26 protein-coding genes and 1 tRNA gene are annotated in these 26,444 nt (G+C 67.2%); 15 read left to right on the top strand and 12 right to left on the bottom strand.

From position 1 onward, the window contains the following. Nucleotides 1-5: 5 nt before the first annotated feature. The 4 genes from V3B41_RS07880 to V3B41_RS07865 form a co-directional block, all read right to left on the bottom strand. Nucleotides 6-764, bottom strand: coding sequence for a pilin (locus V3B41_RS07880; protein ID WP_295550419.1), 759 nt, complete (start codon nucleotides 762-764; stop codon nucleotides 6-8). A 39-nt stretch (nucleotides 765-803) separates the two neighbouring features. Continuing rightward, nucleotides 804-1,277, bottom strand: coding sequence for a DUF494 family protein (locus V3B41_RS07875; protein WP_005411195.1), 474 nt, complete (start codon nucleotides 1,275-1,277; stop codon nucleotides 804-806). A gap of 43 nt (nucleotides 1,278-1,320) precedes the next feature. Then, nucleotides 1,321-2,448 carry a DNA-processing protein DprA gene (gene dprA, locus V3B41_RS07870; RefSeq protein ID WP_049428927.1) on the bottom strand — a complete coding sequence of 376 codons (1,128 nt, stop codon included), beginning with the start codon at nucleotides 2,446-2,448 and terminating at the stop codon, nucleotides 1,321-1,323. 195 nt (nucleotides 2,449-2,643) lie between these two features. After that, the gene (locus V3B41_RS07865; protein WP_049428928.1) at nucleotides 2,644-3,777 is read right to left on the bottom strand and encodes a LysM peptidoglycan-binding domain-containing protein; all 1,134 of its coding nucleotides are present in this window, start codon (nucleotides 3,775-3,777) and stop codon (nucleotides 2,644-2,646) included. A gap of 126 nt (nucleotides 3,778-3,903) precedes the next feature. Between V3B41_RS07865 and def the strand changes: the two genes are divergently transcribed. The 5 genes from def (at nucleotide 3,904) to V3B41_RS07840 (ending at nucleotide 9,947) form a co-directional block, all read left to right on the top strand. Then, the gene (gene def, locus V3B41_RS07860) at nucleotides 3,904-4,416 is read left to right on the top strand and encodes a peptide deformylase (RefSeq protein WP_010481177.1); all 513 of its coding nucleotides are present in this window, start codon (nucleotides 3,904-3,906) and stop codon (nucleotides 4,414-4,416) included. Between the two features lie 120 nt (nucleotides 4,417-4,536). Continuing rightward, nucleotides 4,537-5,460, top strand: coding sequence for a methionyl-tRNA formyltransferase (fmt, locus tag V3B41_RS07855; protein ID WP_329860595.1), 924 nt, complete (start codon nucleotides 4,537-4,539; stop codon nucleotides 5,458-5,460). 3 nt (nucleotides 5,461-5,463) lie between these two features. Further along, on the top strand, nucleotides 5,464-6,795 hold the full coding sequence (rsmB, locus tag V3B41_RS07850; RefSeq protein WP_049428930.1) for a 16S rRNA (cytosine(967)-C(5))-methyltransferase RsmB: 1,332 nt from the start codon (nucleotides 5,464-5,466) through the stop codon (nucleotides 6,793-6,795). Nucleotides 6,796-6,818: 23 nt separating this feature from the next. Beyond that, on the top strand, nucleotides 6,819-8,540 hold the full coding sequence (locus V3B41_RS07845) for a glycosyltransferase family 39 protein (RefSeq protein ID WP_329860594.1): 1,722 nt from the start codon (nucleotides 6,819-6,821) through the stop codon (nucleotides 8,538-8,540). 147 nt (nucleotides 8,541-8,687) lie between these two features. Then, nucleotides 8,688-9,947: an O-antigen ligase family protein gene (locus tag V3B41_RS07840; RefSeq protein WP_329860593.1), complete on the top strand. Its 1,260-nt coding sequence runs from the start codon at nucleotides 8,688-8,690 to the stop codon at nucleotides 9,945-9,947. On the opposite strand, the gene V3B41_RS07835 is transcribed toward V3B41_RS07840, so the two are convergent. Together V3B41_RS07835 and V3B41_RS07830 are read right to left on the bottom strand one after the other, a co-directional pair. Continuing rightward, nucleotides 9,920-11,041, bottom strand: a complete 1,122-nt coding sequence (locus V3B41_RS07835) for a glycosyltransferase (RefSeq protein ID WP_197620398.1) — start codon at nucleotides 11,039-11,041, stop codon at nucleotides 9,920-9,922. The two genes, V3B41_RS07840 and V3B41_RS07835, sit on opposite strands and share 28 nt — an antisense overlap. A 43-nt stretch (nucleotides 11,042-11,084) precedes the next feature. Continuing rightward, nucleotides 11,085-11,903: a glycosyltransferase family 2 protein gene (locus V3B41_RS07830; protein WP_049428934.1), complete on the bottom strand. Its 819-nt coding sequence runs from the start codon at nucleotides 11,901-11,903 to the stop codon at nucleotides 11,085-11,087. On the opposite strand from V3B41_RS07830, the gene V3B41_RS07825 reads away from it, so the two are divergent. Then, nucleotides 11,902-12,960 (top strand): CDP-glycerol glycerophosphotransferase family protein, encoded by a 1,059-nt coding sequence (locus V3B41_RS07825; protein WP_329860592.1) that lies wholly within the window; start codon nucleotides 11,902-11,904, stop codon nucleotides 12,958-12,960. The genes V3B41_RS07830 and V3B41_RS07825 overlap by 2 nt on opposite strands. Before the next feature lie 169 nt (nucleotides 12,961-13,129). On the opposite strand, the gene V3B41_RS07820 is transcribed toward V3B41_RS07825, so the two are convergent. The 4 genes from V3B41_RS07820 to V3B41_RS07805 all read right to left on the bottom strand — a co-directional run bounded on the left by V3B41_RS07820 (nucleotide 13,130) and on the right by V3B41_RS07805 (nucleotide 17,384). Continuing rightward, nucleotides 13,130-14,668: a PH domain-containing protein gene (locus tag V3B41_RS07820; RefSeq protein ID WP_295550393.1), complete on the bottom strand. Its 1,539-nt coding sequence runs from the start codon at nucleotides 14,666-14,668 to the stop codon at nucleotides 13,130-13,132. Next, a complete protein-coding gene (locus V3B41_RS07815) occupies nucleotides 14,665-15,165 on the bottom strand; it encodes a PH domain-containing protein (protein WP_295550390.1) in 501 nt (166 codons plus the stop codon). Before V3B41_RS07815 ends, V3B41_RS07820 begins: the two co-directional genes overlap by 4 nt. A 75-nt stretch (nucleotides 15,166-15,240) precedes the next feature. After that, on the bottom strand, nucleotides 15,241-16,377 hold the full coding sequence (gene ribA, locus V3B41_RS07810) for a GTP cyclohydrolase II RibA (protein WP_295550387.1): 1,137 nt from the start codon (nucleotides 16,375-16,377) through the stop codon (nucleotides 15,241-15,243). A gap of 86 nt (nucleotides 16,378-16,463) precedes the next feature. Further along, a complete protein-coding gene (locus V3B41_RS07805; protein WP_295550384.1) occupies nucleotides 16,464-17,384 on the bottom strand; it encodes a lauroyl acyltransferase in 921 nt (306 codons plus the stop codon). Between the two features lie 61 nt (nucleotides 17,385-17,445). On the opposite strand from V3B41_RS07805, the gene dtd reads away from it, so the two are divergent. From dtd to V3B41_RS07775, 6 genes are all read left to right on the top strand, one after another. Next, the gene (gene dtd / locus V3B41_RS07800; protein ID WP_111113044.1) at nucleotides 17,446-17,886 is read left to right on the top strand and encodes a D-aminoacyl-tRNA deacylase; all 441 of its coding nucleotides are present in this window, start codon (nucleotides 17,446-17,448) and stop codon (nucleotides 17,884-17,886) included. Nucleotides 17,887-17,976: 90 nt separating this feature from the next. Beyond that, nucleotides 17,977-19,830 (top strand): RNA polymerase sigma factor RpoD, encoded by a 1,854-nt coding sequence (gene rpoD / locus V3B41_RS07795; protein ID WP_049429436.1) that lies wholly within the window; start codon nucleotides 17,977-17,979, stop codon nucleotides 19,828-19,830. A 578-nt stretch (nucleotides 19,831-20,408) separates the two neighbouring features. After that, nucleotides 20,409-20,738: a hypothetical protein gene (locus V3B41_RS07790; RefSeq protein WP_219632053.1), complete on the top strand. Its 330-nt coding sequence runs from the start codon at nucleotides 20,409-20,411 to the stop codon at nucleotides 20,736-20,738. 40 nt (nucleotides 20,739-20,778) lie between these two features. After that, nucleotides 20,779-20,854, top strand: a tRNA-Ile gene (locus V3B41_RS07785). A gap of 90 nt (nucleotides 20,855-20,944) precedes the next feature. Continuing rightward, nucleotides 20,945-21,586: a hypothetical protein gene (locus V3B41_RS07780; protein ID WP_329860591.1), complete on the top strand. Its 642-nt coding sequence runs from the start codon at nucleotides 20,945-20,947 to the stop codon at nucleotides 21,584-21,586. A gap of 61 nt (nucleotides 21,587-21,647) precedes the next feature. Continuing rightward, a complete protein-coding gene (locus tag V3B41_RS07775) occupies nucleotides 21,648-23,423 on the top strand; it encodes a serine hydrolase domain-containing protein (protein ID WP_329860590.1) in 1,776 nt (591 codons plus the stop codon). Between the two features lie 18 nt (nucleotides 23,424-23,441). Here V3B41_RS07775 and V3B41_RS07770 read toward each other — a convergent pair whose 3' ends face one another. Continuing rightward, the gene (locus V3B41_RS07770; RefSeq protein ID WP_329860589.1) at nucleotides 23,442-23,834 is read right to left on the bottom strand and encodes a DoxX family protein; all 393 of its coding nucleotides are present in this window, start codon (nucleotides 23,832-23,834) and stop codon (nucleotides 23,442-23,444) included. Nucleotides 23,835-23,952: 118 nt separating this feature from the next. On the opposite strand from V3B41_RS07770, the gene V3B41_RS07765 reads away from it, so the two are divergent. Both V3B41_RS07765 and V3B41_RS07760 read left to right on the top strand, forming a co-directional pair. Further along, nucleotides 23,953-24,372 (top strand): H-NS histone family protein, encoded by a 420-nt coding sequence (locus tag V3B41_RS07765; RefSeq protein ID WP_049429450.1) that lies wholly within the window; start codon nucleotides 23,953-23,955, stop codon nucleotides 24,370-24,372. Nucleotides 24,373-24,421: 49 nt separating this feature from the next. Beyond that, nucleotides 24,422-24,829, top strand: coding sequence for a hypothetical protein (locus tag V3B41_RS07760; protein WP_329860588.1), 408 nt, complete (start codon nucleotides 24,422-24,424; stop codon nucleotides 24,827-24,829). Between the two features lie 23 nt (nucleotides 24,830-24,852). Here the strand turns inward: V3B41_RS07760 and V3B41_RS07755 are convergent, their stop codons facing one another. Beyond that, a complete protein-coding gene (locus V3B41_RS07755; RefSeq protein ID WP_295550483.1) occupies nucleotides 24,853-25,494 on the bottom strand; it encodes a glutathione S-transferase family protein in 642 nt (213 codons plus the stop codon). 476 nt (nucleotides 25,495-25,970) lie between these two features. Between V3B41_RS07755 and V3B41_RS07750 the strand changes: the two genes are divergently transcribed. Further along, nucleotides 25,971-26,423 (top strand): PA2169 family four-helix-bundle protein, encoded by a 453-nt coding sequence (locus V3B41_RS07750; RefSeq protein ID WP_049429452.1) that lies wholly within the window; start codon nucleotides 25,971-25,973, stop codon nucleotides 26,421-26,423. The last annotated feature ends 21 nt before the right edge of the window (nucleotides 26,424-26,444 follow it).

Here is a 26,444-nt window from a genome sequence, read left to right as displayed (position 1 = left end):
GCGGCTCAGCCGCGGCACGACTGCGGCAGGTACTTGTCGTCGCTTTCGCCGCTGCATGCCCAGCGGCCACTGTCACGGTCGTATTCCAGCCACAGCAGGTCGCCGTCGATGCCCTTGCCCGGTACCGCCAGCGTTGCTTCGATGCCGCAGTGGCCGTTGTTGAAGCGGCCGATGTTCACGGCCGACAGACCCGCGTGGGCGAAGTCGCCCGGGGCCGGGAAACCGGCGTCGTTGGCACCCGGGCAGCGGCCTTCGTCATCGGCGAAATGCTGCACCTGGTCCTTCAGCGGCTGCAGCGCGGCCACGGCGCCAGCGACTTTGCTGCGCACGGTGTAGTCGTTGTAGGCCGGCAGTGCGATCGCGGCGAGGATGGCCAGGATCGGCACCAGCACCAGCAGCAGGCCACCACCGATGATGGCGGTCAGCGCACAGCCGGACAGCTTCTTTTTCGGTGCCGGCAGGACGGTGGCCGATGCACTGGTGGCGTAGGGCGTGGACGCCGGCAGTACCGGTGGCTGCGGCGGAGGCGGTGCGACGGGTTCCGGTTCCGGCTCGGGTTCGACCGGCGGTGCGGCGGCGTCCAGCGCCGGCACGATCAGGCCGAGTTCGTCCACGACGGTGCGCAACGGCTGCCATTGCGGCAGTCCGTCGCGCCAGACCAGGGTGTCCAGGGTGATCTGGTTGTTGCGGAACAACTCGACCAACTGTTCCGCCGGCAGCGGGCCTTGCTGCCGGTTGCCTTCTGCATGGAACCACTCGCTCACGGGGACGCTCCTGAATGCGCTATGCCCCCAAGTGTACGGTCAGTGCAGGGGTTCTGGCTCGTCCATGAACATCTGCGTCTCCATCCAGGCATAGGCCGCTTCGGAGCCAGGTTGGTTGAACAGCACCATCAGCACGACCCATTTCAGGTCGTCCAGGTCCAGTTCGTCCTGGTCCAGGGCCATCGCCCGGTCCAGCACCAGCTCGCGCTGGTCGGCGTCGAGGATGCCGTGCTGTTCCAGGTACAGCAGGAAGCCGCGGCATTCCACGTCCAGCTTGTCCAGCTCGGGGCCGTGGTAGACGCGCACGGGGCCATCGACCCGTGCCTGGGCCACGCTCGGCCGCTGCGCGGCCAGGGCGTCGAGCCAGTCGAACGCCTTGTTGATCTCGGTTGGGCTGAAACCGGCCTGGATCAGGCCGTTCTGGAGCGAATCGCGGTCACGGATCAGGTCCGCGTCTTCGCTGAAATAGTGTTCAAACAGGTACAGCAGTACGTCCAGGATGCTCTCTTTCATTGCCCCTCGGCCTGCGTCGCGCGACGCTGTGGAGGTGAAGAAACTAGGGAGTTCGACAGTAGCGGCCGTGTACGCACACCACGATTCCCGCCAGTTCCATGGCCAGCAGCATGGAGGACACCTGGGGCGCCGTCAATCCACAGCGCGTGATCAGTGAATCCATACTGGTTGGGTTGTGGTCCAGGGCCCGCCACAAGCGCTGGTAGTCAGGGTCGTCGGCCCAGCGCGCCGGCAGGAGCGCCGGCGGTCCCTGTTCAGTGGGGGCATCCAGACGTGATTGCAAGCCCGGCAGCTGCTGGCGAAGGGCAGGGGCCAGCAGTTCCAGCACTTCCTCGGGGCGCTCGACCAGTGCGGCGCCCTCGCGGATCAGCCGGTGGCAGCCCGCTGCGCGTGGGTTGAGTACCGAGCCGGGCAGGGCGCAGACCTCGCGGCCGGCCTCGGCAGCCAGCCGTGCGGTGATCAGGGCGCCGGAGCGTTGCGCGGCCTCGACCACCACCGTCGCCAGCGCCAGCCCGGCCACCAGCCGGTTGCGCGCGGGGAAGTGGCCCGGGCGTGCCGGTGTGCCCGGCAGGTACTCGCTCAGCACCGCGCCCTCGGCGGCGATCCGCCCCTGCAACCGTTGGTGGCTGTCCGGATAGGCCCGATCAGGGCCGGTCCCGATCACCGCTACGGTGCAGCCGCCTGCCTCCAGCGTGGCCAGGTGGGCGGCGGCGTCGATGCCGGTCGCCAGGCCACTGGTTACGGCCAGTCCGGCCTCGACGAAGCAGCTGGCAAAGCGCGCGGCCAGCGCGCGTCCTCCCGGGGTTGGCGAGCGGCTGCCGACCAGCGCCACCGAGGGGCGCCAGGCCACGCTTGGATCGCCCGCCACGAACAGCGCCAGCGGCGGGTTCGGGACGTCCAGCAGGGGCGGCGGAAAGGCCGCGTCGGCAAAGGACAGCAGATGGTGGTCGTCGTCTTCCAGCCAGTGCCGTGCCGCGGTCCAGGCGCGGGCGTCGGGGCGTTCCAGTGCAGCGCACTGCTCTGGCGTGCAACCGTGTGCGCGCCAGTTCGCGGCGCCCTGCGCGATCGCAATCTCTGCGTTGCCCGCGGCCTGCAGCAGGGCCCGCCGTGGCGCCAGCGCGCCGCCTGCCATCACCAGGCGCAGCAGCGCCTCATCCATCTGTCTGGTCATTCCCCCACTATCGGCCGGATACAACGAAGGCGCCCTAGGGCGCCTTCGCATGTGACCGTCAGGGTTTGCCGGAGACCGCCCCTGTAGAGTCGACTGTCAGTCGACCATCGCGTGCAGCGCGGGCGTTTCCGGGGGGGGGGTGAAGAGCAGTCGACTAACAGTCGACTCTACACAGTCGACTCTACACAGTCGACTCTACTTCGCGTCCGGGTGCAGGGCGTTGTACCCCACGCGCACCGGCTTCACGCCCTGCATCACCAGCGCGTAGCTGACGTTGTCGAAGGTGCGGAACACCATGGCATGCGCCGCGTACTCGTCCGGCAGCGAGACCCGGCCGGCGCCGGTGCTGAGCGAATCGTCCGTACGCGACGAGTTCGGATACTTCATGCGGTGCGCCACATGGCGGCCCGGGCGCCACAGCGAGAACACGGTTCCATTGTCCACGCCCTGCGTGCGACCCGCCGAGATCGCGATCACGTCGCGGGGGCCGCCGGCGGTGAACATGTCGGTGACGGCCAGCACGCGTACGTCGACGCCCTCGACACCGGCGGCGGGGACATGGGGCACGAACTGCAGGTCGTACGGCCTGGCCTCGATCGGCACCAGGCGGTCGCCGGCACGCACCTCGCGGCCGCCCTCGTTCTTGTCCAGCACCAGGGTGGACGCCTCGACCTTGCCGCCGGCGACATGGGTGATGGTGCCGGTGGCGACCTGGGCCAGCTCATAGCCGAGCACGCCGCGGCGGTGGTTGGGGGCGCTGTAGGCGCGCCACAGGTTGCCGCTGCCCGGGGTGACGTCGCCGTTGGCGGTCAGGTCCTCGGTCGGCTTGGGCTGGGCGTAGCGCACGGTCGGGCGGACGACCGCCCAGCGCTGGCCCACCTGGGCGTCGGCCAGGCGCACATAGACGGCGTGGCCGCTGGTGGCGCGCAGGCGTTCTTCTTCCAGGCCGGCCACGTAGGGCAGCTGCTCGATGCTGTCGACCACGCTCAGCTGCTTCAGGAACGGCTCGACCTGGGCCAGCGGAATGGCGTCGATCGGGGCCTCCTGGCGCGGGCCGGGCTGGGCCGCCACGGTCACCCGGTCCAGGTAGGCCAGGCTCAGGACGTCACCGGGATAGATCAGGTGCGGGTTGGCGATCTGTGGATTGGCCTGCCAGATCTCCGGCCACAGCCACGGCTTCTGCAGGAAACGTGCGGCGATATCCCACAACGTATCCCCTTTTCGGACCACATAGGTGTCCGGGTGCCCGCCATTCACTTCCACGGCGGTAGCATAGGCAGCCACGGTCAGCATCGCCGCGGCGACGACCGTACGAAAACGAAGCAACATAGGTGTGAAGCCCTGATTCCCCAACAGGTCCGCGCACTATAGTCCAGAAACCGGGGCGCAAGGCAAGCGTTGGAGCTAGAATCTGCGACGTATGCCGGCGTGCCGGCCCCCTATCCGGAAACAGCCATGGCCCTTCTCCCCATTCTCGAGTTCCCCGATCCGCGCCTGCGTACCAAGGCCGCGTTGATCGAAGCTGCCGAAGTCACCACGCCGGCCTTCCAGGAACTGATCGACAACATGTTCCTGACCATGTACGACGCCCCGGGCATCGGCCTGGCCGCCACCCAGGTGGACGTGCACAAGCGCTTCATGGTCATCGACGTCAGCGAAGAAAAGAATGAACCGCATGTGTTCATCAACCCGGAAATCGTCGCCAAGGACGGGGGCCGGGTGTACCAGGAGGGCTGCCTGTCGGTCCCGGGCATCTTCGCCGACGTCACCCGTGCCGACACCATCACCGTGAAGTACCTGGACCGCAACGGCCAGGAACAGCAGATGGAAGCTGGCGAAGTGCTGGCCACCTGCATCCAGCACGAGATGGATCACCTGGACGGCAAGCTGTTCATCGATTATCTGTCGCCGCTCAAGCGCGAGATGGTGCGCAAGAAGCTGGCCAAGCAGCGCAAGCACGTGGCGTGATCGCCAATCCGGGCCACCCTTCGGGTGGCCCGTGCCTGCGCGGCTCGCGCGGGCTGTACGGCGCCGGCCGACGGCGCCGTTTTCTTTCCTGCACGAATCCATCCTGCAAGTGGGGTAGCCATGAGGATTGTCTTTGCCGGTACGCCGGAATTCGCGGTGTCGTCGCTGCGCGCGGCCGCGCGCCACCATGAGGTCGTGGCGGTCTACACCCAGCCGGACCGCCCGGCCGGTCGTGGCCGTGGCCTGGCGCCTTCGCCGGTCAAGCTTGAGGCCGTGGCCCGTGGCATTCCGGTCTACCAGCCGGAGTCGCTGAAGGGCGAAGCCGCCCAGCAGCAGCTGCGCGAGCTGCAGCCGGACCTGATGGTGGTGGTGGCCTATGGCCTGATCCTGCCCAAGGCGGTGCTGGCCATCCCGACCCATGGTTGCTGGAACGTGCATGCCTCGCTGCTGCCGCGCTGGCGCGGCGCCGCGCCGATCCAGCGTGCGATCCAGGCCGGTGACGCGAAGACCGGCGTGTGCCTGATGCAGATGGAAGCGGGCCTCGATACCGGCCCGGTGCTGCTGCACCAGGAGCTTCCGATCGCGGCCACCGATACCGGCGGCCAGCTGCACGACAAGCTGGCCGAGCTGGGTGCCCAGGTGCTGTCCGACGGCCTGGGCCTGCTGCGCGCCGGCATCAAGCCGATCGCGCGGCCGCAGCCGGAACAGGGCGTGACCTACGCCCACAAGCTGGACAAGGCCGAAGCCAGGCTGGACTGGGCGCAGGACGCCGGCGTGCTGGCGCGTACCGTGCGCGCGTTCAATCCGTGGCCGATCGCCGAGGCGACGCTGGCCGGTGAACGGGTGCGCATCCATGGCGCGGTGGCGCTGGAGGCGGACCACGGCCAGGCACCGGGCACCCTGCTGGCCGCCGGCCGCGACGGCATCGACATTGCCTGTGGCCAGGGCGCGCTGCGCCTGCGCGTGCTGCAGCGTGAAGGCGGCAAGGCGATCACCGCTGCCGACTACCTCAACGCTCGCCGCGATCTGCGCGTGGGGGCATAAGCGGTGTCCAAGCAGAACGATTTCTCCGTCGCCAAGGCGGCACCGGGCGCGGCCACGCGCATGCTGGCCGCACGCGTGCTGGCACAGGTGTTCACCCGTGGCCGTTCGCTGAAGGCCGAACTGGCCTGGGCACTGCCGAAGCTGGCCGACAGCCGCGACCGTGCGCTGCTGGAAGCCCTGTGTTTCGCTGTGCTGCGCCGTCGCAGCACGTATGACGCGGCCTTGCAGGCCTGGATGCAGAAGCCGCTTTCGGCGCGTGATGCCGACCTGCGTACGTTGCTCATGGTCGGCTTCGCCCAGCTGGACGTACTCGAACTGCCTGCGCACGCGGCGCTTTCGGCCACGGTCGATGCGGCGCGCGCGCTGGGCCGTGAGCGCCAGGCCGGCCTGGTCAACGCGATCCTGCGCCGCGCCCAGCGCGAGGGATTCCCCGAACAGCCTGCGCGCGACGCCTTCCCGGAATGGTTGGCTGATGCGATCGAACGCGATTGGCCGACGCAGGCCGAGGCGATCTTCAGCGCCAGCCTGCAACCCGCGCCGTTGTGGCTGCGTGCCAACCGCCAGCACGGTGGTCGCGACAAGGCCCTGGCGACGCTGGCCGAGGCCGGCATTGCCGCTGAAGCCACTGCACTGTGTGCCGATGCGTTGCGCCTGGCGGCCCCCGTTGCCGTGAACCAGCTGCCGGGCTTCGGCGACGGTGCACTGTCGGTGCAGGACCTGTCGGCGCAATGCGCGGCCGATGCGCTGGCGCCCGCGACCGGTGCCCGCGTGCTGGATGCCTGCGCGGCACCCGGCGGCAAGTCGGCGCATCTGCTGGAGCGTGACCCGAGCCTGCGCCTGCTGGCGCTGGATATCGACGCGCGCCGGCTGGCCCGTGCGCGCGACACCTACACCCGCACCGGTGTGGGCGAACATGCGCAGACCCTGGTCGCCGATGCCAGCGATCCCGGCGCGTGGTGGGACGGCGTGCCGTTCGACGCGATCCTGCTGGATGCGCCGTGTTCGGCCACCGGCGTGATCCGCCGCCAGCCGGATGTGATGTTCCACCGTCGCGCCGAAGACATCGATGCACTGGTGGGCGTGCAGGCGCGCCTGCTGGAGGCCTGCTGGTCGATGCTGCGCCCGGGCGGCGTGCTGCTGTATGCCACCTGCTCGATCCTGCGCGCCGAAAACATCGACCAGGTGCGCGCGTTCCTGAAGTGGCATCCGGACGCCGTGGCACAGCCTCTGGGTGACGCATTCGGCGTGGATTGCGAGGGCGTGGCTCGCCAGCGGCTGCCCGGTGACAACGATGCTGACGGTTTCTTCTACGCGCGTCTGATAAAAGCAGGCTGACCCCCGCTGCCGTTTCGAGTCCCATGCTGAAAACCCACGCGTCGCGCCAGACGTGGTTGTTCGTGGTGGTGGCCCTGCTGGTGCTGGGGGCCGGTCTCGGTCTCCGCGATCCGTGGCCCTCTGATGAACCACGCTTCGCGCTGGTGGCCAGGCAGATGGTCGACAGCGGTTACTGGTTGTTCCCGCATCGCGGAACCGAGCTGTATTCGGACAAGCCGCCGATGCTGATGTGGTGGCAGGCCTCGCTGTACGGCCTGGTTGGCCACTGGCGCGTGGCCTTCCTGCTGCCCTCGCTGCTGGCCGCACTGGGCACGCTGTGGTGCGTGGTCGATCTGGGGCGCCGGCTGTGGACGCGCCAGGTCGGGCTCTGCGCCGGGTGGGCACTGCTGTTCGCGCTGCAGTTCACCTTCCAGGCGAAGAAAGCGCAGATCGATCCGCTGCTGGTGCTGTTCATCACCCTGGCCAACTATGGCCTGCTGCGCCACCTGCTGCTGGGCCCGGCCTGGCGCTGGTGGTGGCTGGGCTGGTTCTTTGCCGGTATCGGGGTGATCACCAAGGGCGTGGGCATGCTGGCGCTGCTGATGATCGTGCCGGCGGCCATCGCTGCAGCCCTGCACTGGCCCCGTGTTTCCCTGCACGCGCGCGATGGCCGCTTCTGGCTGGCACCGCTGGCCTTCCTGCTGGCGGTATCGCTGTGGCTGGCGCCGATGCTGCTGGCCGCGCTGGGCACCGGGTCGGACGAGTACCGCGCCTACATCAACGACATCCTGGTGCGGCAGACGGCCCGCCGCTACACGCAGTCCTGGGACCATCACCAGCCGTGGTGGTACTTCTTCGGTGTCATGCCAGCGATGTGGATACCGGCGTTCCTGGCGCTGCCATGGGCGATCCCGGCGTGGCGCCGACGCCTGTGCCGCCGCGATCCACGCTACCTGCTGCCGCTGGCCTGGTGGGTGCTGGTCGTGCTTTTCTTCTCGATTCCCCAGGGCAAGCGTGATGTCTACATCCTGCCGGCGCTGCCGATGTTCTGCCTGGCGCTGGCACCGCTGCTGCCCGGGTTGCTGAAGCGACGGGATGTGCAGGCGGTACTGGGAGGGTTTGCCGCGTTGCTGGCACTGGGATTGAGCCTGGTCGGGGCGCTCGCGTTGCTGGGTGATCCGCGCTTCGAGGTGAACCTTGCCCATGGACGCGGATTGGCGCCCGGCGCCACCGATGCATTGGCGTGGACGATCCTTGCGATGGGGCTCTGGGGTGGCTTGAGCCTGATGGTGGCTGGCTGGCGTCGAAGCCATCTGGCGCTGGTATCGACCCTGGCCGTGGCCTGGGTGCTCTACGGCCTGCTCGGCTACCCGTTGCTGAATGATTCAAGCTCCGCGCGTGGTCTGATGCGTGACGTCGGCACGCGTCTCGGGCCAGACGCGGAGCTGGGGCTGGTGGCCTGGAAGGAACAGAATCTGCTGATGGCGGACCGCCGCGCGGCAACCTTTGGATTCGAGAACCGCTGGCATGAACAGCTGCAGGCGGCCGTGCGCTGGCAGCGCTTGTCCCCCCTGCATCGCTGGTTGCTGGTGAATGACGATGCGATGCAGGGGTGCATTGATCGTTCGCAGGCGGAGATGGCCGGCATATCCAACCGCCGTCGCTGGTGGCTTGTTCCCGCCACGGCGGTGTCCGGGGCCTGCGTGCCTGACCTGAAGGAGCTGGAGCGCGAGTACCGGCTGCAGGGGCCACCGGATGCGGACTGAACGAATGAGCGACAGACGTGGCCAGCCTGCATCAACCAGCGGCCTGCTCTGTCCTAGAATGAGGACCGCTCCCGGCACCGTGCCGGTCTATCGCTACCGACCTGCCGACCGCACCACGTGACTCCGCTTTCCCTGCCTACCTCCCGCATGACGGGCCTGCTGGCCGGCGCCTACGCCGTGGTGCTGGGCGCGTTGCCGACGTTGCTGATGATCACCATGGAGGGCGGCAGCGCGGGGTTCTACCTGGCGATCCTGCTGTCGGTCGTCCTGCTGCTGGTCCCCTCGGCTGCTCCGCGCCTGCTGCCCGGTTCCGCCCGGCGCTATGCGTGGATGGGCATCGGCATGGGCGTGATGCTGGCCGGCGTGCTGATCAGCCTGGGCGTGCATGGCATCTGGAAGGGATCGGAGGTCGAAAAGGCCGCGCGCCTGTTGTCGATGCTGCTGATCCTGTTCGCCGCGCTGCGGGTGCCGCGCAGGGTCCTTGCGCGGGCGATGCTTGGCACCCTGCCCGCGGTGTGGTCGGCAGCAGCCATCATTGGCTGGTTGGCGCTGGAGACCGGCGTGCGGCCTGCCACCCAGCAGTTCAATGCGGTGACCTACGGCGACCTGACCCTGTTGTTCGGTGTGCTGAGCCTGATGTCGCTGGGCCTGCCGGTGACCCGTTTCACTCGCATCGAAGCCACGCTGAAGCTGCTGACCGGCATCCTTGGCCTGGTCGCATTCCTGTGGACACAGACCCGCGGTGGCCTGCTGGCGATTCCCTGCTTCCTGCTGATCGGCCTGCTGGTGATGGGGCGCCGGCTTGGCCGGATGAAGATCCTGCTGGGCCTGGTGCTGGCGGCCGGTGTCGGCATTATCGCCACCCATGATGGTGCGCTGCGCGATCGCATCGATGCTGGCGTGAGCGAGTATGGCGATTGCAGTGCCGACCACCTGGCCGATACCTCGGTCTGCATCCGCCTTCAGTTGTGGACCGCGGCGGGCTACATGATCCGCGAGCAGCCGGTGTTCGGTGTCGGTGGTGGCGATCGCTTCCGCCAGGAACTGGAACGACTTGCAGGACAGGGAAAGGTGTCGGCGATGGTCGCGCGTGATTTCGGCGAGACCCACAACGACCTGCTGTATTTCCTGGCCACCTACGGCGTGCTGGGGGGGCTTGGCCTGGTGCTGGTCTACGTGGCCCCTGCGCTGGTGTTCGTGCCACGCCTGTGGCGTGGCGACGAACGGTCGCGGTTGCATGCCGCGGCAGGGTTGAGCATCTGCGTGGCATTCGCCGTCTTCGGGGTCACCGAAATGATGCTGCGTGACATGCGAACCGCCTCGTTCTATGCCGCCTGGGTTGCCCTGCTGCTGGCCCTGTCCGAGCCGCGCCGGCCAGATCAGGCCGAGGCCAGCACCGCTTCGTAACTGGCCAGGGTCGCCCCGGCGAAGGTCTGCAGGCCGAACTCGCGCTCCGCATGGTGGCGTGCGGCCATGCCCATCGCCGGCAGCGCCTGGCGTTGTTCATACACCGCCCGCACCTGCGCGGCGATGGCGGCCACGTTGCGGGTGGGCACGACCCAGCCGTCGACACCCTGCTCGATGTTTTCCGGCAGTCCCGCGTAGTCGCTGACCAGCATCGGCCTGGCGCTGGCCATCATTTCGCGGCAGGCGAAGGAGATCGTTTCGATGTCGTTGGACAGTACGAAGCCGACGTCGCCGGCGGCGATCAGTGGCCGCGTATCGGCCAGCAGGCCGGTGAAGTGGACCTGCGCGGCGACGTCACCGAGGGCCTGCACCTGCGCGCGTTGCTGCGCGCTGGGCAGGTGCCCGGCGACCGCCATGTGCACGTGCGGGCGGATCGCGTCGGGGAGCAGGGCAATGGCCTGCGCCAGGTCGATCCAGCCCTTGTAGTCATCGGTGCCGGCGTTGCTGACCAGCAGCAGCGCATCCGGGTCCTGCGTCCATTGCCGTCGCATCGCCTGGCCGGCGTCGGCCGGCAGCGGTGCGAAGCGGTCCAGGTCGACGCCGTTGCGGACAACATCGATCGGGCAGCGTCGGTAGGGCCCCTGCTCGAGCAGACGCCCGGTGTGGGCCGAAACCGCAATCACACGGTCGGTGGCCCAGCGTGCCCTGACGGCATTGCCCAGTGTACGGGTGGGCTTGCTGTTGTGCTTGGTCAGGATGATCGGTGGGCGGCGCATGCCGAGCAGTCCCTGCATCACGAAGCGGTGGTCACGAGCACCGTTGACGTGGACCAGGTCGATGCCCTCGTCACGCACCAGCCGGCGCAGCGCGTGTTGCTCGGCCAGTTGCTGTGGCAGGGTCGGCAGGCCGCTGCCAAAGGCCATCGGCAGCGGGGTGGCGATTCCTTCCTCGGCCACCGTACGCAGCAGGCGGCTGTCGGCGGGGGCTGCGACATGGAGCGTGTGCTGGCCATGCAGGGCTCGCGCCAGCGACACGATGTACGTGGTGTGGCCGCCACCGTCGCCGTAGTGGAAGTTGGTGTAGAGGATTTTCATGGGGGATCTTCAGGCAACGCGCGGCAAGTGTGACACAGCCGGCTCAGGGCCGTTCCACGGGAGCCGGAGGATCGGCCACCGCCTGCCCGTTGCCCAGCATCCACAGCATGATGGTTTTCTGCCGTACGTAGTTGGCACGCACATAGGCATAGACCAGGCCGTGCCAGCCGTCGCGGAAGCCGCCGCGGAACAGGAAGCCGCGCCAGAACCGCCAGGCCGGGGCCAGCACCAGTTTGCCCAGCGTGGCCCGCTTGCCACGCGCGAATTCGTGCTCGGCCATCATCCGCGCGTACTTCTCGGTCTTGGCCAGCTGCTGCTGCAATGATCGATAGGGGTAGTGGATGAGATCGCCGCGCAGGGTGCCGACGCTGCCGTCGACGCTGGCCGCCTCGTGGATCTCGCGCTTGCCGCGCCAGCCGCCCTGGCGACGGTCGAACAGGCGCATCACCCGGTCCGGGTAGGCATTGCCGTGGCGCAGGAACCTGCCAAAGTATTCGGACAGGCGAGCGAAGCGGTAGCCGGCGTGGTCGGCGAAGCCGCCGTCACGGGCCTGTTCGATGGCCGTACGCAGCTCGGGGCTGATGCGCTCGTCGGCATCCAGGCACAGTACCCAGTCGTGGCTGGCCTGTTCGACGCAGAATGCCTTCTGGCTGCGGAAGCCCTCGAACACGCGCTGCAGCACGCGGGCACCGGCCGCCTCGGCGATGGCCACGGTGGCATCGGTGGACTGCGAGTCCACCACCACGATCTCATCGCAGAAGGCCAGCGAGGCCAGGCAGTCGCCGATGCGCCCGGCCTCGTTGAACGCGATAATGCACGCCGAGATGCGAGGCCGTTCGATGGGAGCGGTCGTGGAGGACATGATGGCCGGATACCTGTTGTTTGCGACGGAGCGCTATGCGCTGCCTATTCTCGCCCCGTTGGCGCAGGCCTTGCACGCGTCCGGGCAGGAAGTTGCGGCCTGGTTCGAAGGCGGCGCAGCCGGCAGCAGCTTGCCGGGGGTGCCCAACGTTGGCCTGAAGCAGGCCCTGGCAATGCGCCCGCGGGCGGTGTTCAGCGCGGCCAACTGGGTGCCGACCTTCCTTTCGGGGGCCAAGGTACAGCTGTTCCATGGCTTCAATGTGGAAAAGCGCGACAGTGCGCGCGGCCACTTCCGGGTGCGCGGCATGTTCGACCTGTACTGCACGCAGGGGCCGGCCACCACGACGCCGTTCCGCGAGATCGCGGCCCAGCAGGGCCACTTCGCGGTGGCCGAGACCGGCTGGCCGAAGCTGGACCCGCTGTTCCGCGATGACGGTGGCGAAAGCGCCGCACTGCGCGCGCCGGCCGGCGATCGCCCGGTGATCCTGTTCGGCTCGACCTTCACCGAGCGGCTGAGTGCGGCCCCGCACCTGCATGCGCAGATCGCCGCCGATATTGCGGCTGGTGGGCGTTACTGGCTGCTGACCCTGCATCCCAAATGTCCGCCGGAACTGTTCGAGCGCTACCGCGCGCTGGCCGGTGCCAATGCCCGCTTCATCGAGCCGGAGCAGGTGATGGCTGCGCAGCGTGCCGCCGATGTGCTGGTGTCGGACACCTCGTCGATCGTTTCGGAGTTCATCGTCCTGCACAAGCCGGTGGTGACCTTCCGCAACCGCGTGCCGAAGCCGCACATGATTGATTTCGACGACCCGGCACAGTTGCCGGCGATGCTGCAGCGCGCGCTGCACCCGGACGAGGCGCTGCAGGCGGAAATCGTGCGCTACGCCGATGCCATCCACCCGTACCGCGATGGCCTTTCCAGCGAGCGGGTGATCGCGGCCACCGAGGATTTTCTGTCCGGTGAGATGGGAGCGCTGCGCCGCAAGCCGTTCGGCAGCTGGATGCGCGACCTGCAGATCCGCAAGGATCTGGGCTACTGGGGCCCCTCGCAGCGATGATCGGGCGCGACGGCGTCGCCCGGGTAGAGTCGACTGTCAGTCGACTGCTCTTCCCTCGGGTCGCGCCCCCCGCGCTGCGCGCGATAGTCGACTGTCAGTCGACTCTACCGTCGGGCGTCCACGCACGCAGTGATGTCCAGTAGATCCACGCCATGCGTGGATGCCCGCATCACCAGCGCAGCTTGCGCCGCGCCAGCGCGGCCGCCAGTTGATCCATCGCCTGCTGTGCCTGTGCCTGCGGCAGATGATGCAGGGTGAGTGCCACGTCGCCATGTGCACCGGCGGTATCCAGTTGCAGGCTGCTGGTGCCCAGCAGCTTGTCCAGCGGTGAACGCTGCAGGCGCAGGCCCTGCACCTTGTCCAGCTCGGCCCAGCGCCACCAGCGTTTCCACCAGCCGCCGCGCACGGCCACATAGTGCTCGTCCAGATACCAGCCCATGCGCGCCATCTGCCGGTGTGCGACCAATAGTGCGACCGGCAGCCAGGCCAGCACGACCAGGCCCCAGGGGCCCCAACGCCAGTACGCGGCGACGGCCAGCAGTGGCACCAGCAGCAGCGCGCCCAGGCACAGCCGCCACCAGCCGCGCTGCGGAATGGACTGCCATTGCGCTGGCGGCCAGTGCAGCTGGGGTAGCAGGTGCTGCACCAGCTGTGTGCAGTGTTCGCGGGTTGCCAGCGGCGCCAGTTCGCGCAGGGCGCGGTCCTCATCACGCGAAGGGCCACCGGCGGCACTGTCGATGCGCAGCTGGCGCAGCCCGAACCAGCGCTGCAGGGTGCCTTCGCGCAGGGTCCAGGCCTGTATGCGGCGACGTGCCACGCTGCTGCGGGTGCGGCTGAACATCCCGGCCGACACCGTCAGGCGGCGGTCCTGCTCGACGAGGGTGAAGCCGTGGTAACGCAACAGGGTCAGCACCACTGACAGCATGCGCAGCGCCAGCCAGCCCAGCAGCAGGGCTGCCGCCACCAGCAGGAAGGCACCGGTCACGCCGGGATGCAGGTGGCTGGCATAGCCGAAGGCCTCACGGCCGCCGCGCTGGATGGCATCGTCCATCACCGGCCGCGGCACCGTCTGGAACAGCACGCCGAACGCGGCCACCGCCAGTGCCCAGCCGCGGTTGGAGAGCAGTCCCATGCGCACCACGTCCCAGCTGGACAGTCGCAGCAGCACGTGTTCGCTGTCGACGTCGGCAATGGGCGGCGCATCCACGGCGTCGTCGGCCTGCGGCGCCTGCCCGCGCTGGCGGACCAGCCGTTCCAGCGCCAGTGCCTGGTCCAGCTTCAGTACCCGCATCTCCGCTTCCGGGCGCACACCGCCGGCCGATTCCAGGCGCAGCTCGGCCACGCCGAACAGGCGGTGCAGCGGGTTCTGCCGCACTTCCACGTTGTGGATGCGGGCGAACGGGATCTCGCGGCGGTTGCGCGCCAACAGGCCACTGCGCACGGTGATCGCGTCGCTGCCGATGCGGTAGCGGTAGCTGAGGTACTGCAGCACCGACACCAGGACCAGCGCGGCAATTGCCGTCAGCGGAATCAGCTGCGCCCACATCGGATCGCGGTCGCCGCGCTGGCCGAACACCAGCAGCGCGACCAGCGGCAGGAAGTAGTGGCGCAGCTGCATCAGCAGCACGAACAGCCACGACCACGGGTGCAGCCGGTGGTCCTCGGTACCGGCGGGCAGCGGTGCAGGCAGGGGGGGCGGCAGGCTCACAGGGCGTCGGCGTCCTGGTCGAGCTGGTGGGACAGGGTGTCACGCAGGCGTTCGGCGTCGGCCTCGTCCAGGCCGCTCACGGTCACCGCGCTCATGCGGGTGCCGGCGGTGTGCACGATCAGCGTGGCCAGCCCGGCACGGCGCTCCAGCGGGCCCCGCCGCAGATCGAGATGCTGCACTCGCGAGAGCGGGATTCGCGTTTCCAGCTGCCACATGAGGTCGCGGCGCAGGCCCAGGCCCTGTGCGTCCAGCCGCCAACGGGTGCGGACCAGGCGTCGACGGCCCAGCCATGCACCAAAGGCCACACCCATCAGCAGCCCGGCTGCAGCGGTCCACAGGCCACCGGGCAGATCGAAGAACCACGCCGCCGCCGCCAGTGGCAGGCCCGGGATGAACAGGCCGCCAAAGGCACCTTCCAGTGCGGCCAGGCGGGCCGCACGTTGCGGCAGTGACTGCCAATCGGTGTCGGGTGGTGCAGGAATCGAGGCGTCGGTCACGCGGGCTCCGTCAGGCAGCAGGGCGGGCGGTAGCGGCCATGGCCGCACCGCGCAGACGGTAGCAGGTCGGCTGCGTTACTGGGCAGCCTGGATCAGCGCATCGACATCCAGCAGGTGGCCGGCGCGGTCGGCCTTGGTGCGCAGGTAGTGCTCGTTCTCGGCGGTGATCTCGCCGGTGACCGGAATGCAGTCCAGCACCTCGATGCCGGCGTTGCGCAGGCGCTGCGCCTTGGTCGGGTTGTTGCTGAGCAGGGCCACGCGGGTGATGCCCAGGCCGCGCAGCATCGCCACCGCGCTGCCATAGCGGCGTTCGTCGGCACCGAAGCCCAACTGCGCATCGGCGTCGATGGTGTCCAGGCCGTCGTGCTGGTAGCCATAGGCGCGCATCTTGGCGGCGATGCCGGTGCCGCGGCCTTCCTGGTCCAGGTACAGCAGCACGCCACCGCCCAGTTCCTTCAGTTTGCGCAGGCCGCGCCGCAGCTGGTCGCCGCAGTCGCACTTGAGTGAACCGAACAGGTCGCCGGTCAGGCACGAAGAATGCACGCGCACCGGCACCACGGCCGACAGATCCGGCTCGCCGACGATGATCGCGACCTGGTCTCGCTGCGCCACGCCGCCGCGGAAGACTGCGAAGGTGGTCATGCCGACCTCGCGCAGCGGCACTGGCGAACGCGCCACCAGTTCGTAGTCGTGGGCCGCATGTGCTGCGCCTTCGGCCAGGTCGCACAGGGCCACCTCGGCCGCACCGTCGAAAGTATGGTCATCGACGTCCAGGCGCACCGCGACCATCGCTGGCAGCAGCAGGCCCAGGCGGGCCAGCTCCACCGCCCCGGCATCGAAGGCGTCGCCGGCACTCCAGCCTTCCGGCATCGGACCGGGTTCGCGCAGGTAGCCCAGCGAGGGCAGGGCATCGAAGGCCACACCGCTCAGCGGCAGGCGCGCGCCCTGCGGTGCCTCCACGCCGAGCACGCGGGCACGGGTGGCGGTCAGGAACAGATAATGGCGCTCGCGGGCGGCAGTGGCGAAGGCGGCGAAGCTGCTGGCCGTGGCGCTGTCCAGCGCGATCACCGCCAGGCGCTGGCCCTGGCTATCGTGGAGCAGCACCGGGCGACCGGCACGCAGTTCGGCAACCGCGCGCTCGCAGCGGATCGCGGCCGGATCGCCGAACAGGGAAGAAGCAGCAGACATGGCAGGACCGGGGGAGGCGGACATCGCAGTCTCTATGGGGGCGACGGCGTCGTATTCAACGTGGTGCGGCCGCGGGTCGCAGGGACCGCGCGGCCCGGGGCGCGAGGCCGTCAGTGGGGATGCTCTTCGGTCGCGTAGGGATCTTCCTCATCGCTGCCCGGTGGCCGCAGCGTATAGCGCTTGTAGGTCCACTGGTACTGCGCCGGGTCGCGGCGGGCGATGCGTTCGATGCCGGCGTTGAGGACGGTGGCCGCCACCAGCGGGTCCGGATCGGCCACGGCCGGGTCGGTCGGCTCGATGTGCAGGGCGAATTCCATGTCCGGCCCGATGCGTTCGCACCAGCCATAGAGCACGGTGGCGCCGGTGCGTTCGGCCAGCCGGTTGACCAGGGTCATGGTCAGCGCCTGCACGCCGAAGAACGGCACGAACACGCCATCGCCGGCCTTGGGCTGCTGGTCGGGCAGGATGCCCGTGGCACCGCCGTCCTTGAGCACCTTGAACAGTTGGCGCACGGCCGGGCCTTCGGCGCGCACCTGCTGCACGTTCTGCCCGCCGCGCACCAGCTGCAGGAAGGCATCGCTGGCTTCGTCCTCCGGCGGCTTGTAGACGATGGCGATCTGCCCGCGCGAGGCCAGCCACTGGTTCAGCAGCTCCCAGTTGCCGTAGTGCGGGGCGGCCACGATCACGCCCTTGCCGCTGGCCAGCGCCGCGTCGTACAGGGCCTCGCCATGGCGCTGCTTCAGGTGCAGGCGCAGGTTGTCGGCCGGCGTCTGGCTCCACAGCCGCAGCGTTTCGATGGCCTGCAGGGCGGTGGAGCGCAGCAGTTCCCGGTGCAGGCGATCGCGGGCAGCGCCGTCCAGCTCGGGGTAGGCCAGCTCCAGGTTGCGCCGGGTGACACGGCTCTCGCGGGCATTGAGGGCGATCCACGCCCACGCCAGGGCGCGCGCGAACGCCCGCAGCAGCGGCCAGGGCAGGCGGGCGAACAGGGTGGTGGCGCGGTAGACCAGCCGGGCTTTGCGTTGCGGATTCATCGGCGCCAGTTTAGCCAAGGGCGCTGCTATCGTGGCCGGCCCTGTTCATTGGAAGCCCACGATGCTCGTCCTGATCCAGCGTGTCAGCCAGGCCGCCGTCCATGTCGACGAGGAGGCCGTGGGGCAGATCGGGCCCGGCCTGCTGGCCCTGGTCGGCATGGAGCCGGGCGATACCGAGGCCCAGCTGCGGCGGATGGCCGAGCGCCTGCTGGGCTACCGGGTATTTGCCGACGAGGCCGGGAAGATGAACCGCTCGCTGCGCGATACCGGCGGCGGCCTGCTGCTGGTCAGCCAGTTCACCCTGGCCGCCGACACCCGATCGGGCATGCGGCCGAGCTTCACCACGGCCGCGCCGCCGGACGAGGCTGAACGCGGGTTCAATCGTTTTGTCGAGATCTGTCGTGAAAATCACGCGCCAGGGGTGGAAACGGGCCGATTTGGTGCCCATATGGTCGTCAGCCTGGTCAATGACGGTCCCGTGACCTTCCTTCTCAGGCCCTGAGCCTGCGGGACCACCGCCCGGCAGGCGGGGCCCCGGGCTGGTATAATGCTACGTTCCCTATTTCTCCCTAGCCGGTGGCGCGAGCACTACATGGCCAACGAACGTCCTGCCCAATCCGAAATCAAGCAACTGATCAGCAAGGGCCTGGAACAGGGCTACCTGACCTACGCCGAAGTCAATGACCATCTGCCGGACGACATGGTCGACCCGGAACAGATCGAAGACATCATCGGCATGATCAACGGCATGGGCATCGATGTCCATGAAGTTGCGCCGGATGTGGAAACCCTGCTTCTCAACGATGGCAACACCGGCAACCGCGAAGTCGATGACACCGCGGCCGAAGAAGCTGCCGCCGCGCTGAGCGCGCTCGACACCGAAGGTGGCCGTACCACCGACCCGGTGCGCATGTACATGCGCGAAATGGGCACCGTCGAGCTGCTGACCCGCGAAGGCGAAATCGCCATCGCCAAGCGCATCGAGGAAGGCCTTTCGCAGGTCCAGGCTGCCCTGGGCCAGTTCCCGGTCTCGGTCGAGTCGCTGCTGACCGATTACGAAGCCCACAAGGAAGGCAAGAAGCGCCTGGCCGAAGTGATCGTCGGCTTCAACGACCTGTCCGACGAAGAGCCGGCACCGCCGGCCGCCGCTGCCGATGACAGCAGCGATGCGGACGCCGAGGGCGACGAGGACGAGGACGATGATGTCGAGGGTGGCGAGGAAGAAGCCGCACCGACCGGTCCGGACCCGGAGGAAGTCGCTGCACGCATGCAGGCGTTGAGCGATGCCTTCAACGCCTTCAAGAAGGCCGCGACCAAGGGCGACAAGAAGAACCTGCCGCGCCTGCGCGAAGAGATGTCGGCGGTGTTCGTCACCCTGAAGCTGCCGCTGCCGCTGACCGATGTGCTGACCAAGCAGCTGCGCGACACCATGGCGTCGATCAAGGCCCATGAGCGCCGCGTGCTGAACCTGGCGACCGTCACCGCGCGCATGCCGCGCAAGGACTTCATCCGTTCCTGGGAAGGCAACCAGACCAACCTGGAGTGGGTGGAAGACGCACTGAAGCGCAAGCAGAAGTGGTCGTCGGCCCTGCGCGAAGTGAAGGACCAGATCATCGCCGAACAGCAGGCGACGATCGACATCGAGACGCTGACCCAGCTGGACCTGGAAGAGCTGAAGGAAATCAGCCGTGCCATGGCCTACGGTGAAGCCAAGGCGCGCAAGGCCAAGAAGGAAATGGTCGAGGCCAACCTGCGCCTGGTGATCTCGATCGCCAAGAAGTACACCAACCGCGGCCTGCAGTTCCTCGACCTGATCCAGGAAGGCAACATCGGCCTGATGAAGGCCGTGGACAAGTTCGAATACCGCCGTGGTTACAAGTTCTCGACCTACGCCACCTGGTGGATCCGCCAGGCGATCACCCGCTCGATCGCCGACCAGGCACGCACCATCCGTATCCCGGTGCACATGATCGAGACGATCAACAAGTTGAACCGCATTTCCCGCCAGATGCTCCAGCAGTACGGCCGCGAGGCTACGCCGGAGGAGCTGGCCAAGGAAATGGACATGCCGGAAGACAAGATCCGCAAGGTGATGAAGATCGCCAAGGAGCCGATCTCGATGGAAACCCCGATCGGCGACGACGAGGATTCCCATCTGGGCGACTTCATCGAGGACACCAACGTGGAGTCCCCGATCGAGAACACCACCAACATCAATCTGTCTGAAACCGTGCGCGACGTGCTGGCCGGCCTCACCCCGAGGGAAGCCAAGGTGCTGCGCATGCGCTTCGGCATCGACATGAACACCGACCACACGCTGGAAGAGGTCGGCAAGCAGTTCGACGTGACCCGCGAGCGCATCCGCCAGATCGAAGCGAAGGCCCTGCGCAAGCTGCGTCACCCGAGCCGCTCGGAGCAGCTGCGCAGCTTCCTGGATATCGATTGATATCGGGCGGTTGTTGAAGCGTTGAGAGAAACCCCGCCTGGTGCGGGGTTTTTCTTTTTGGGGTGCCTGCGCTTTCTGTAGAGCCGAGCCATGCTCGGCTGCTGTTCGCGATGACGTATCCGGCGGGTCTTCTTAACGGGCGTCGGCTGCTTGCCGCACCTTGTGACGCAACTGGCCTGAGAATTGTTGAGGCCTTCGCTGCGATTCGCTGCCGTGGGAAGTGGTCATTCAGCCGAAACCCCAAGTGCCTCAATGAAATGAGTAGCCGGATGTGAGTGATAAGCGCACGCAATGTCGCATTCACCAATTGAAGCCTCTAGCCTTCCTTCCACACAGTCCTCCGCAGGTGATCAACACACCGTCGTAGGCGGACTGTCTGCTGCAACAGCAGGCAATCCAAGGTCAAACCGCAACTCTCGCCATTGCGGTGAGCCAAGGGTTTCTGGCCGGGTGGCGCGCAGTCATACAAGACCCTGCAAGGGGGAAAGCTGCGGGCGGTCCTACGACCGTGTTGAAGCGCCCGGTCGCCTCTCTCAACAGGAGGCGGAAGAGGTTCGACGAATCGTAGGAGAGTGAGTATGGAGCTGAAGGAAATTGCTGCCGGGCACGGTAGGCGTGAATCGGACGCGCATGACTGCGCGTTTGCGCCGCTACTGGATTGGGAAGATGTGATGCGCGACGAGCGCGAGGATTCACTGGGATTCGCCCGAAGAGCAACATTGGCGTTGCTGACGCAGTCGGGTGCTGGGTTGCTTGCGAGCTTCGGAGGCGACAAGCAGAAGGGGCTGGAAGAGGCCGGGAGGACGGTGGCGCTGTTCCACGCACACCTGCGGCGGCAGGTGTGGTTTGCGGACGTGGCGGAGAAGCGGTTGGGACGTGCTGCTGAGGCTCTTGCTGCTGCCGGGTAGCCTATCGAGCGCGGCCTCCACTACACTGTGGCGCTGCGCAGGGCCTATAGCTCAACGGTTAGAGCAGGGGACTCATAATCCCTTGGTTCCAGGTTCGAATCCTGGTGGGCCCACCAACCGACCTCGCATGACCGGTCGCAGGCCTCATCGCTCCCCCGCGCGACCTGCAGCGTCGGTACCATCTGATCCGCACACAGGGATCGACCATGGCCAGCAACGATACCCCGGTGGAAGACTTCACCACCGAAATCGAAGACTGCCGGCACCTGTTTGCCTGGTGCTTGGTCCACTATGGCCAGGTGCCCGAGGCCCAGGCGCTCGAACAGGCACGGAAGCGCTATCCCGACCAGAGCCCCGGCCGCGAATACGAACACGCGCTGATCTTCCACGACGAGCCCTGGCACTGGGCGATGCTGCACGTGAAGGGCGAAGGGTATTGGCAGCAGCACCCGGAACTGGCGGAGCCGTCGCTGGGCTACGAAGCCGAATCGGACGCACTGTGCCTGGCCCGCAGTGAGCAGGTGCCACTGCTGGATGAGGACGAGTACCTTGGCGCGCTCGCGCATGCGCGCCACATGCGTGCATGGACGCTGGTCCATCAGGCGGGTCGTTGGCCGGATGAAGCGCGCCAGGAGGCGCTTGGCTACTACGCGTATCATCCGCGCCATCATCGCGGGCGATTTCAGGTTCACGATCCGCGTGACGGCTGGTGCCATGTGATGAGCGCATTGCATGGCAACGACTACTGGGCGCGACCAGAGCTGCGGGAACCGCCACAGGCCTATTGGAGCGAGTCCCGCGCCTTTGTTTTGGCGCAGGGAATCCGCTTGCCGGACCCTCCGGGCTGAGGCCTGCGCAGCCGGCGAAGGTGCAGCACCATCGATCACCGCACTCTATGCCGAATGACACATGCCCTGCTATTTCTGCTGGCGGGAAGATGGCGGCATCCTGAAGTGGAGTGATCTGATGCCTGGTACGCTCAGCCGTCGCACCTTCCTGGCCAATGCCGCGGCTGTTCCTGCGGCCGCGCTCATGCCTACCGGTGTTGCTACCCTGGCGCGGCCAAGCGTCACCACCGCGAGCCTGATCGACGCGGAGCGCGGCGTGATCCGCTCCGCCATGCAAGGCAGCGGCATCGGTGCCGCTGCCGTCTGCCTGGTCGAAGGCGGGCAGGTGCGCTGGACTGAAGGCTTCGGTCACGCATCAGGCCAGGGCAGCGTGCCCGTAGACGCCAGCACGATGTTCAGCATCCAGTCCACCTCGAAGAATTTCGCGGCGGTGGCGGTGCTGTTGGCCGTGCAGGACGGCATCCTTGATCTGGACGCGCCCATTACCCGCTATCTGCCGTCGTTCACGGTGCGCAGCCGCTTCGAGCATGCTCCACAGGAGCGCATCAGCCTGCGCCTGCTGCTTGCCAATCGCGCGGGATTCACGCACGAGGCGCCCCTGGGCAACAACTACGAACCGGCGTCGCCGGGCTTTGATGCGCACGTCCGCAGCATCTCGCAGACATGGCTGCGCTTTCCGGTGGGTACGCGCTATCGCTACTCCAACCTGGGCTTCGACCTTGCCGGTCATGTCCTTGAGCAGGTTGCGGGCATCAGCTATCCGGCCTGGCTGCAGCGCCGGATCTTCGAGCCGCTGGGAATGCACGACAGTACGGCCGATGCCTCGATCTACCTGGCAAGCAAGGGGCGGGCACTGGGAACCCAGGATGGCCATGCGCAGGTACCGCCGGTGACGCCGCTGGTGGTGTCGGGAGGCGTCTGGACCAGTGCCGCCGACATGGCGAAGTATCTTGGCTTCCTGCTCGGTGGCGGCCAAGCCGGTGCGCAGCAGCTGCTTGAGCCCCGTTTCTGGGACGAGATGCATGGTTTCGGCCTGGGCGGTGACTACGGGCTCGGTGTCATGCGCAGCGAACGCCTCTACGGCAGTACACCGGTGCGGCTGCTGCACCACCGCGGCGGGGGCTTCGGATTCGGGTGCGTGTTCACCTACTGCAGGCAGGCAAACGCTGGATTTGCCGCGATGTTCAATCGCGCGACGTCTGCGGGGTACGGCATCGGCGAGCATCTGCTCGATCAGCTGTTGTCGGCGCGTTTCGGGCCCCGTCAGCCGCGTGTGCCCCTGTCAAGCTTGGCGCCGATCAGGTTGAACCAGGACCAGATGCAGCAGATGGCGGGAAACTGGATCGGGCGCAGCGGCAAGGCGAAGATCGTGATTGCCGGAAGCGGTGAACTGCAACTGCATCGTGGGGCGCAAGCTCTGGGCAGCCGTTTTGCGGCCCTCGACGGCGATCAGCTGTTCACCGTGGACACCGATGGAGAGGTTGCGACGTACCGTTACCATGCGGCGACGGAGATGCTGCCGGCGCACCTGGAATGTACGAACGGCGAGGATGGCCTGGACCAGAACGATCCCATCGATGGGTCCACCGGGCCGCACGCGCCCCATTGGCAACCCTGGCTGGGGCGCTATCGCATCGACCAATGGGGGAAACCGTCGATGTCCGTGGTGCTGGAGCAGCGACAGGGCTGGCTGTACATCGATGGCATCCGCCTGGTCACTGAAGTGGAGCCAGGCCTGCTGTTCACCAGCGATGGCGAAGCGGTGGATTTCCGCAGCTCCCCGCCGACATGGCGCAACCTGCGTCTGCAGCGCGTCCAGCCCGTGGGCCAGGGGTGATGGCGGCATGCCGCGTGCTCATCCGCGCCGCCCGCGCACATCGATGCTGTAGCGCCCGGCCCCGGTGCAGGCCAGCAGCAGGAACCCACCGGCCAACCCCAGATTCTTCAGGAACATGATCTGCTGGGTCTGATCGGCGAAGTTGTGGTGGAAGATGAAAGCGGTGACCACGCTGAAACCTGCCAGCACGACCGACACCAGCCGGGTCTGGAAGCCCAGCAGGATGCACAGGCCGCTGCCGATCTCGAAGGCGATGGTGGGCCACAGCAGGATGCCGGGTACCCCCATGGCTTCCATGTAGCCCTGGGTACCGTTGAGGTCGCCGAGCTTGCCGATGCCGGATACCAGGAACAGCGCCATCAGCAGGATGCGCGCAAGCAGGTAGGCGAGCGAATGCGATGAGTGGCTCACGTCGGTTTCCTCGGAGATGGCTGGCGAAGGCGATCGGAGCCCACCGGCAGTGAAGCCCGTGTCTACGTAGCGGGCAAGGCGCCTTGACAGCTGGCCGCCCGCAGGAGACCTTTCCACCATGACGATCGATATTGAATCGCTCAGCCTTCGGGAGCTGGGCGCCTTGGTGGTTGCCGCTGAACAGCGGAAACAGCTCATTTCCAGCCGCCGCCCGGCCAGCGCGGTGCGGCGGATGTTGAAGTCCGCTGCGGCCGAAGCTGGTTACACCCTCGAAGAACTCTTCGGTGGTGAAGCCTCGGAAACACCTGCGCCCGCGCGCAAGCCCGCCCGCCGCAAATCCGGCAAAGTCGCGCCCAAGTATCGCGACCCGGAATACAAGCGCCTGACCTGGACCGGTCGCGGGCGCATGCCGCGCTGGTTGGCGTCCAAGGTGTCGATGGGCCACAAGGCCACCGATTTCCTGATTCCTGGCTTGGCCAGGCCGACTGCTGGCAAGACCAGCACCCTCGGCAAGCGGACCGTCATCAAGAAGGGATGAGGCTGCGGCGCTGCTACGCTGCCCGGGTCTTTGAACGAAGGAGTGCGGGATGGCAAACGAGGGTGGCATGACGATCACGCCGAAAGTCCTGTACACCGCCGCAGGCGCGGCCGTGCTGGTCAGCCTGTTGGCCTGGGCGGTGGAATGGAGCGGGATGGCCTATGTCTGCCCGTACTGCCGCGTACAACGCACTGTCATCGGTGTGCTGGGCGTGCTGACATTGTTCGCGCGGCCGGGCGGCATCGTCGTGCCCTGGCTTGCATTCGCCAGTGGTGGCTTCGCGTTCGTGGTCGCGGCAATGCAGCACTTCAACGGCTGGAAGCGCATTTCCGGTGGTGATTTCAGCTTCAACGCGCAGTGGTACATCGATCCGTGGCTGCTGTCAGGCTGCGCGATGCTGATCCTGGTGGCGCAGCTGATGCTGGTACAGGCCGCCTGCCGGCGCAGGTTGCCCTGAGTGTTTCCACGCGTGGCGTGGAGCTACCCGTTCTGGAATACCGCCAACTGCGCCGCGAACGCGCGCTGATAGGCGGGACGCTGCGTCGCCCGTGCCACATAGGCAACCAGCAGCGGGTACTCATCGAGCAGACCACTGCTCTTCAGGCGCAACAGCACCGAGACCATCATCAGGTCGCCCACGCCGAACTCGCCGTCAACCCACGCCGCCGCGCCCAACCATGCGGACAGCTGTGAGAGACGCATCCGCACGCGCTCGTCCAGCATCACCAATCGCTGCGCATACCAGGGCTGTTCGCGCTCCAGAACCCAGGCCATCGAGCGCTCGACGATGGGCGGCTCGACTGTGTTCAACGCAGCGAACACCCACATGATCGCGCGCATGCGAGCATCCGGATCGCGCGGCAGCAGGCCAGGGTGTAGCTCGGCCAGGTGCACGGCGATTGCGCCGGACTCGAACAGGACCTGGTCGCCGTCCTGCCGGGTAGGAATCTGCCCGAATGGATTCCGCGCCAGGTGGGCAGGTTGCTTCATTTCGGCGAAGGTGAGCAGCTGCACGTCGTAGGGCACGCCCAGCTCCTCCAGTGCCCAGCGCACGCGCATGTCACGGGCCAGGCCCTGGCCGCGGTCGGGGGAGGTGGCGAAGGCGGTGAGGATGGGGGAGATCGGGGCGCTCCTGCAGGCCGACGGGCCTGCCTCCTCCTGATTCGACGAATGACGGTCCCCAGAATCGACATCGTCGATATCGATGTATACGTCGCCTGCACGGACTCTGCACGTACTCGCTGTCGCACATCCATCAGGCTGCCGGGGTCATCCGTGCAGAGAGGTAGGCAGACATGAATACTCCAGGCAAACCCACGCCCAGCTGGCGCCAGCGAAACGTACTGATGGGAGTGCTCGCCGCTCTACTGGTGATCGTGCTGATCATCCTCTTCGTGCCGTGGTGATGCAGGCGAAGGCTGTTCGATGTGAACGGCCAAACGCTGCGGCGTGAGGCAGTCAGTGCGGGTTGGGTGAAGTGACGTGCGCATCAACCGGTACTCACCTGCGAACCACGCCGAGGTGTCCACAGTGTTCCCACAGGCAGCGTCGTGATGCTGCTTTTCTCCCCCGCACATCGATCACACAGGAGCAACGCCATGAGCACCCAGTCCACCATCGAACATCGCCTCAACGACCTGATCGAGATCGCTCGTGACGGCAAGTCGTTCTATGAAGAAGCGGCCACCAAGGTGAAGGATGCCGAGCTGTCGGCCTTGTTCACCCGCATCGCCGGCGTCAAGGGCCGCATCGTCGCGGCACTGAGTGGTTCGGTGGCCGCCAGCGGTGGCAAGCCGGCCGAACATGGCACCATGGTCGGTTCGATGCAGCAGTTCTACGGCAAGGTGCGCGCCGCGTTTGGTGATACCAACTATGGCTACGTGGCCGAACTGGAAGAGTCCGAAGACCGCCTGCTGGGCGCGTTCAAGGATGTGCTGCAGGACAACGATCTGCCGCCGGCGGTACGCCAGGAAGTGACCCAGCTGATGCCGGATGTGCAGGAGTGCCACAACGTCATGCGGGCACGCAAGCATGCGATGAAGGCCGCTTGATCGATCAGGGCGGAACCTGAA

It is taken from the genome of Stenotrophomonas sp. SMYL89 (genome assembly GCF_036319985.1).
Classification (GTDB): domain Bacteria; phylum Pseudomonadota; class Gammaproteobacteria; order Xanthomonadales; family Xanthomonadaceae; genus Stenotrophomonas; species Stenotrophomonas maltophilia_Q.
This window is presented reverse-complemented; position numbering and strand designations above follow the sequence as displayed.

Coding starts and splice junctions, on each gene's coding strand:
- V3B41_RS07750 (WP_049429452.1), top strand. CDS start 25,971: ATGAGCACCCAGTCCACCATCGAACATCGCCTCAACGACCTGATCGAG.
- V3B41_RS07865 (WP_049428928.1), bottom strand. CDS start 3,777: ATGTTGCTTCGTTTTCGTACGGTCGTCGCCGCGGCGATGCTGACCGTG.
- V3B41_RS07805 (WP_295550384.1), bottom strand. CDS start 17,384: ATGAATCCGCAACGCAAAGCCCGGCTGGTCTACCGCGCCACCACCCTG.
- dtd (WP_111113044.1), top strand. CDS start 17,446: ATGCTCGTCCTGATCCAGCGTGTCAGCCAGGCCGCCGTCCATGTCGAC.
- V3B41_RS07790 (WP_219632053.1), top strand. CDS start 20,409: ATGGAGCTGAAGGAAATTGCTGCCGGGCACGGTAGGCGTGAATCGGAC.
- V3B41_RS07780 (WP_329860591.1), top strand. CDS start 20,945: ATGGCCAGCAACGATACCCCGGTGGAAGACTTCACCACCGAAATCGAA.
- V3B41_RS07825 (WP_329860592.1), top strand. CDS start 11,902: ATGATGGCCGGATACCTGTTGTTTGCGACGGAGCGCTATGCGCTGCCT.
- V3B41_RS07765 (WP_049429450.1), top strand. CDS start 23,953: ATGACGATCGATATTGAATCGCTCAGCCTTCGGGAGCTGGGCGCCTTG.
- rpoD (WP_049429436.1), top strand. CDS start 17,977: ATGGCCAACGAACGTCCTGCCCAATCCGAAATCAAGCAACTGATCAGC.
- V3B41_RS07835 (WP_197620398.1), bottom strand. CDS start 11,041: ATGAAAATCCTCTACACCAACTTCCACTACGGCGACGGTGGCGGCCAC.
- V3B41_RS07830 (WP_049428934.1), bottom strand. CDS start 11,903: ATGTCCTCCACGACCGCTCCCATCGAACGGCCTCGCATCTCGGCGTGC.
- fmt (WP_329860595.1), top strand. CDS start 4,537: ATGAGGATTGTCTTTGCCGGTACGCCGGAATTCGCGGTGTCGTCGCTG.
- def (WP_010481177.1), top strand. CDS start 3,904: ATGGCCCTTCTCCCCATTCTCGAGTTCCCCGATCCGCGCCTGCGTACC.
- dprA (WP_049428927.1), bottom strand. CDS start 2,448: ATGACCAGACAGATGGATGAGGCGCTGCTGCGCCTGGTGATGGCAGGC.
- V3B41_RS07760 (WP_329860588.1), top strand. CDS start 24,422: ATGGCAAACGAGGGTGGCATGACGATCACGCCGAAAGTCCTGTACACC.
- ribA (WP_295550387.1), bottom strand. CDS start 16,377: ATGTCCGCCTCCCCCGGTCCTGCCATGTCTGCTGCTTCTTCCCTGTTC.
- V3B41_RS07840 (WP_329860593.1), top strand. CDS start 8,688: ATGACGGGCCTGCTGGCCGGCGCCTACGCCGTGGTGCTGGGCGCGTTG.
- V3B41_RS07875 (WP_005411195.1), bottom strand. CDS start 1,277: ATGAAAGAGAGCATCCTGGACGTACTGCTGTACCTGTTTGAACACTAT.
- V3B41_RS07845 (WP_329860594.1), top strand. CDS start 6,819: ATGCTGAAAACCCACGCGTCGCGCCAGACGTGGTTGTTCGTGGTGGTG.
- V3B41_RS07775 (WP_329860590.1), top strand. CDS start 21,648: ATGCCCTGCTATTTCTGCTGGCGGGAAGATGGCGGCATCCTGAAGTGG.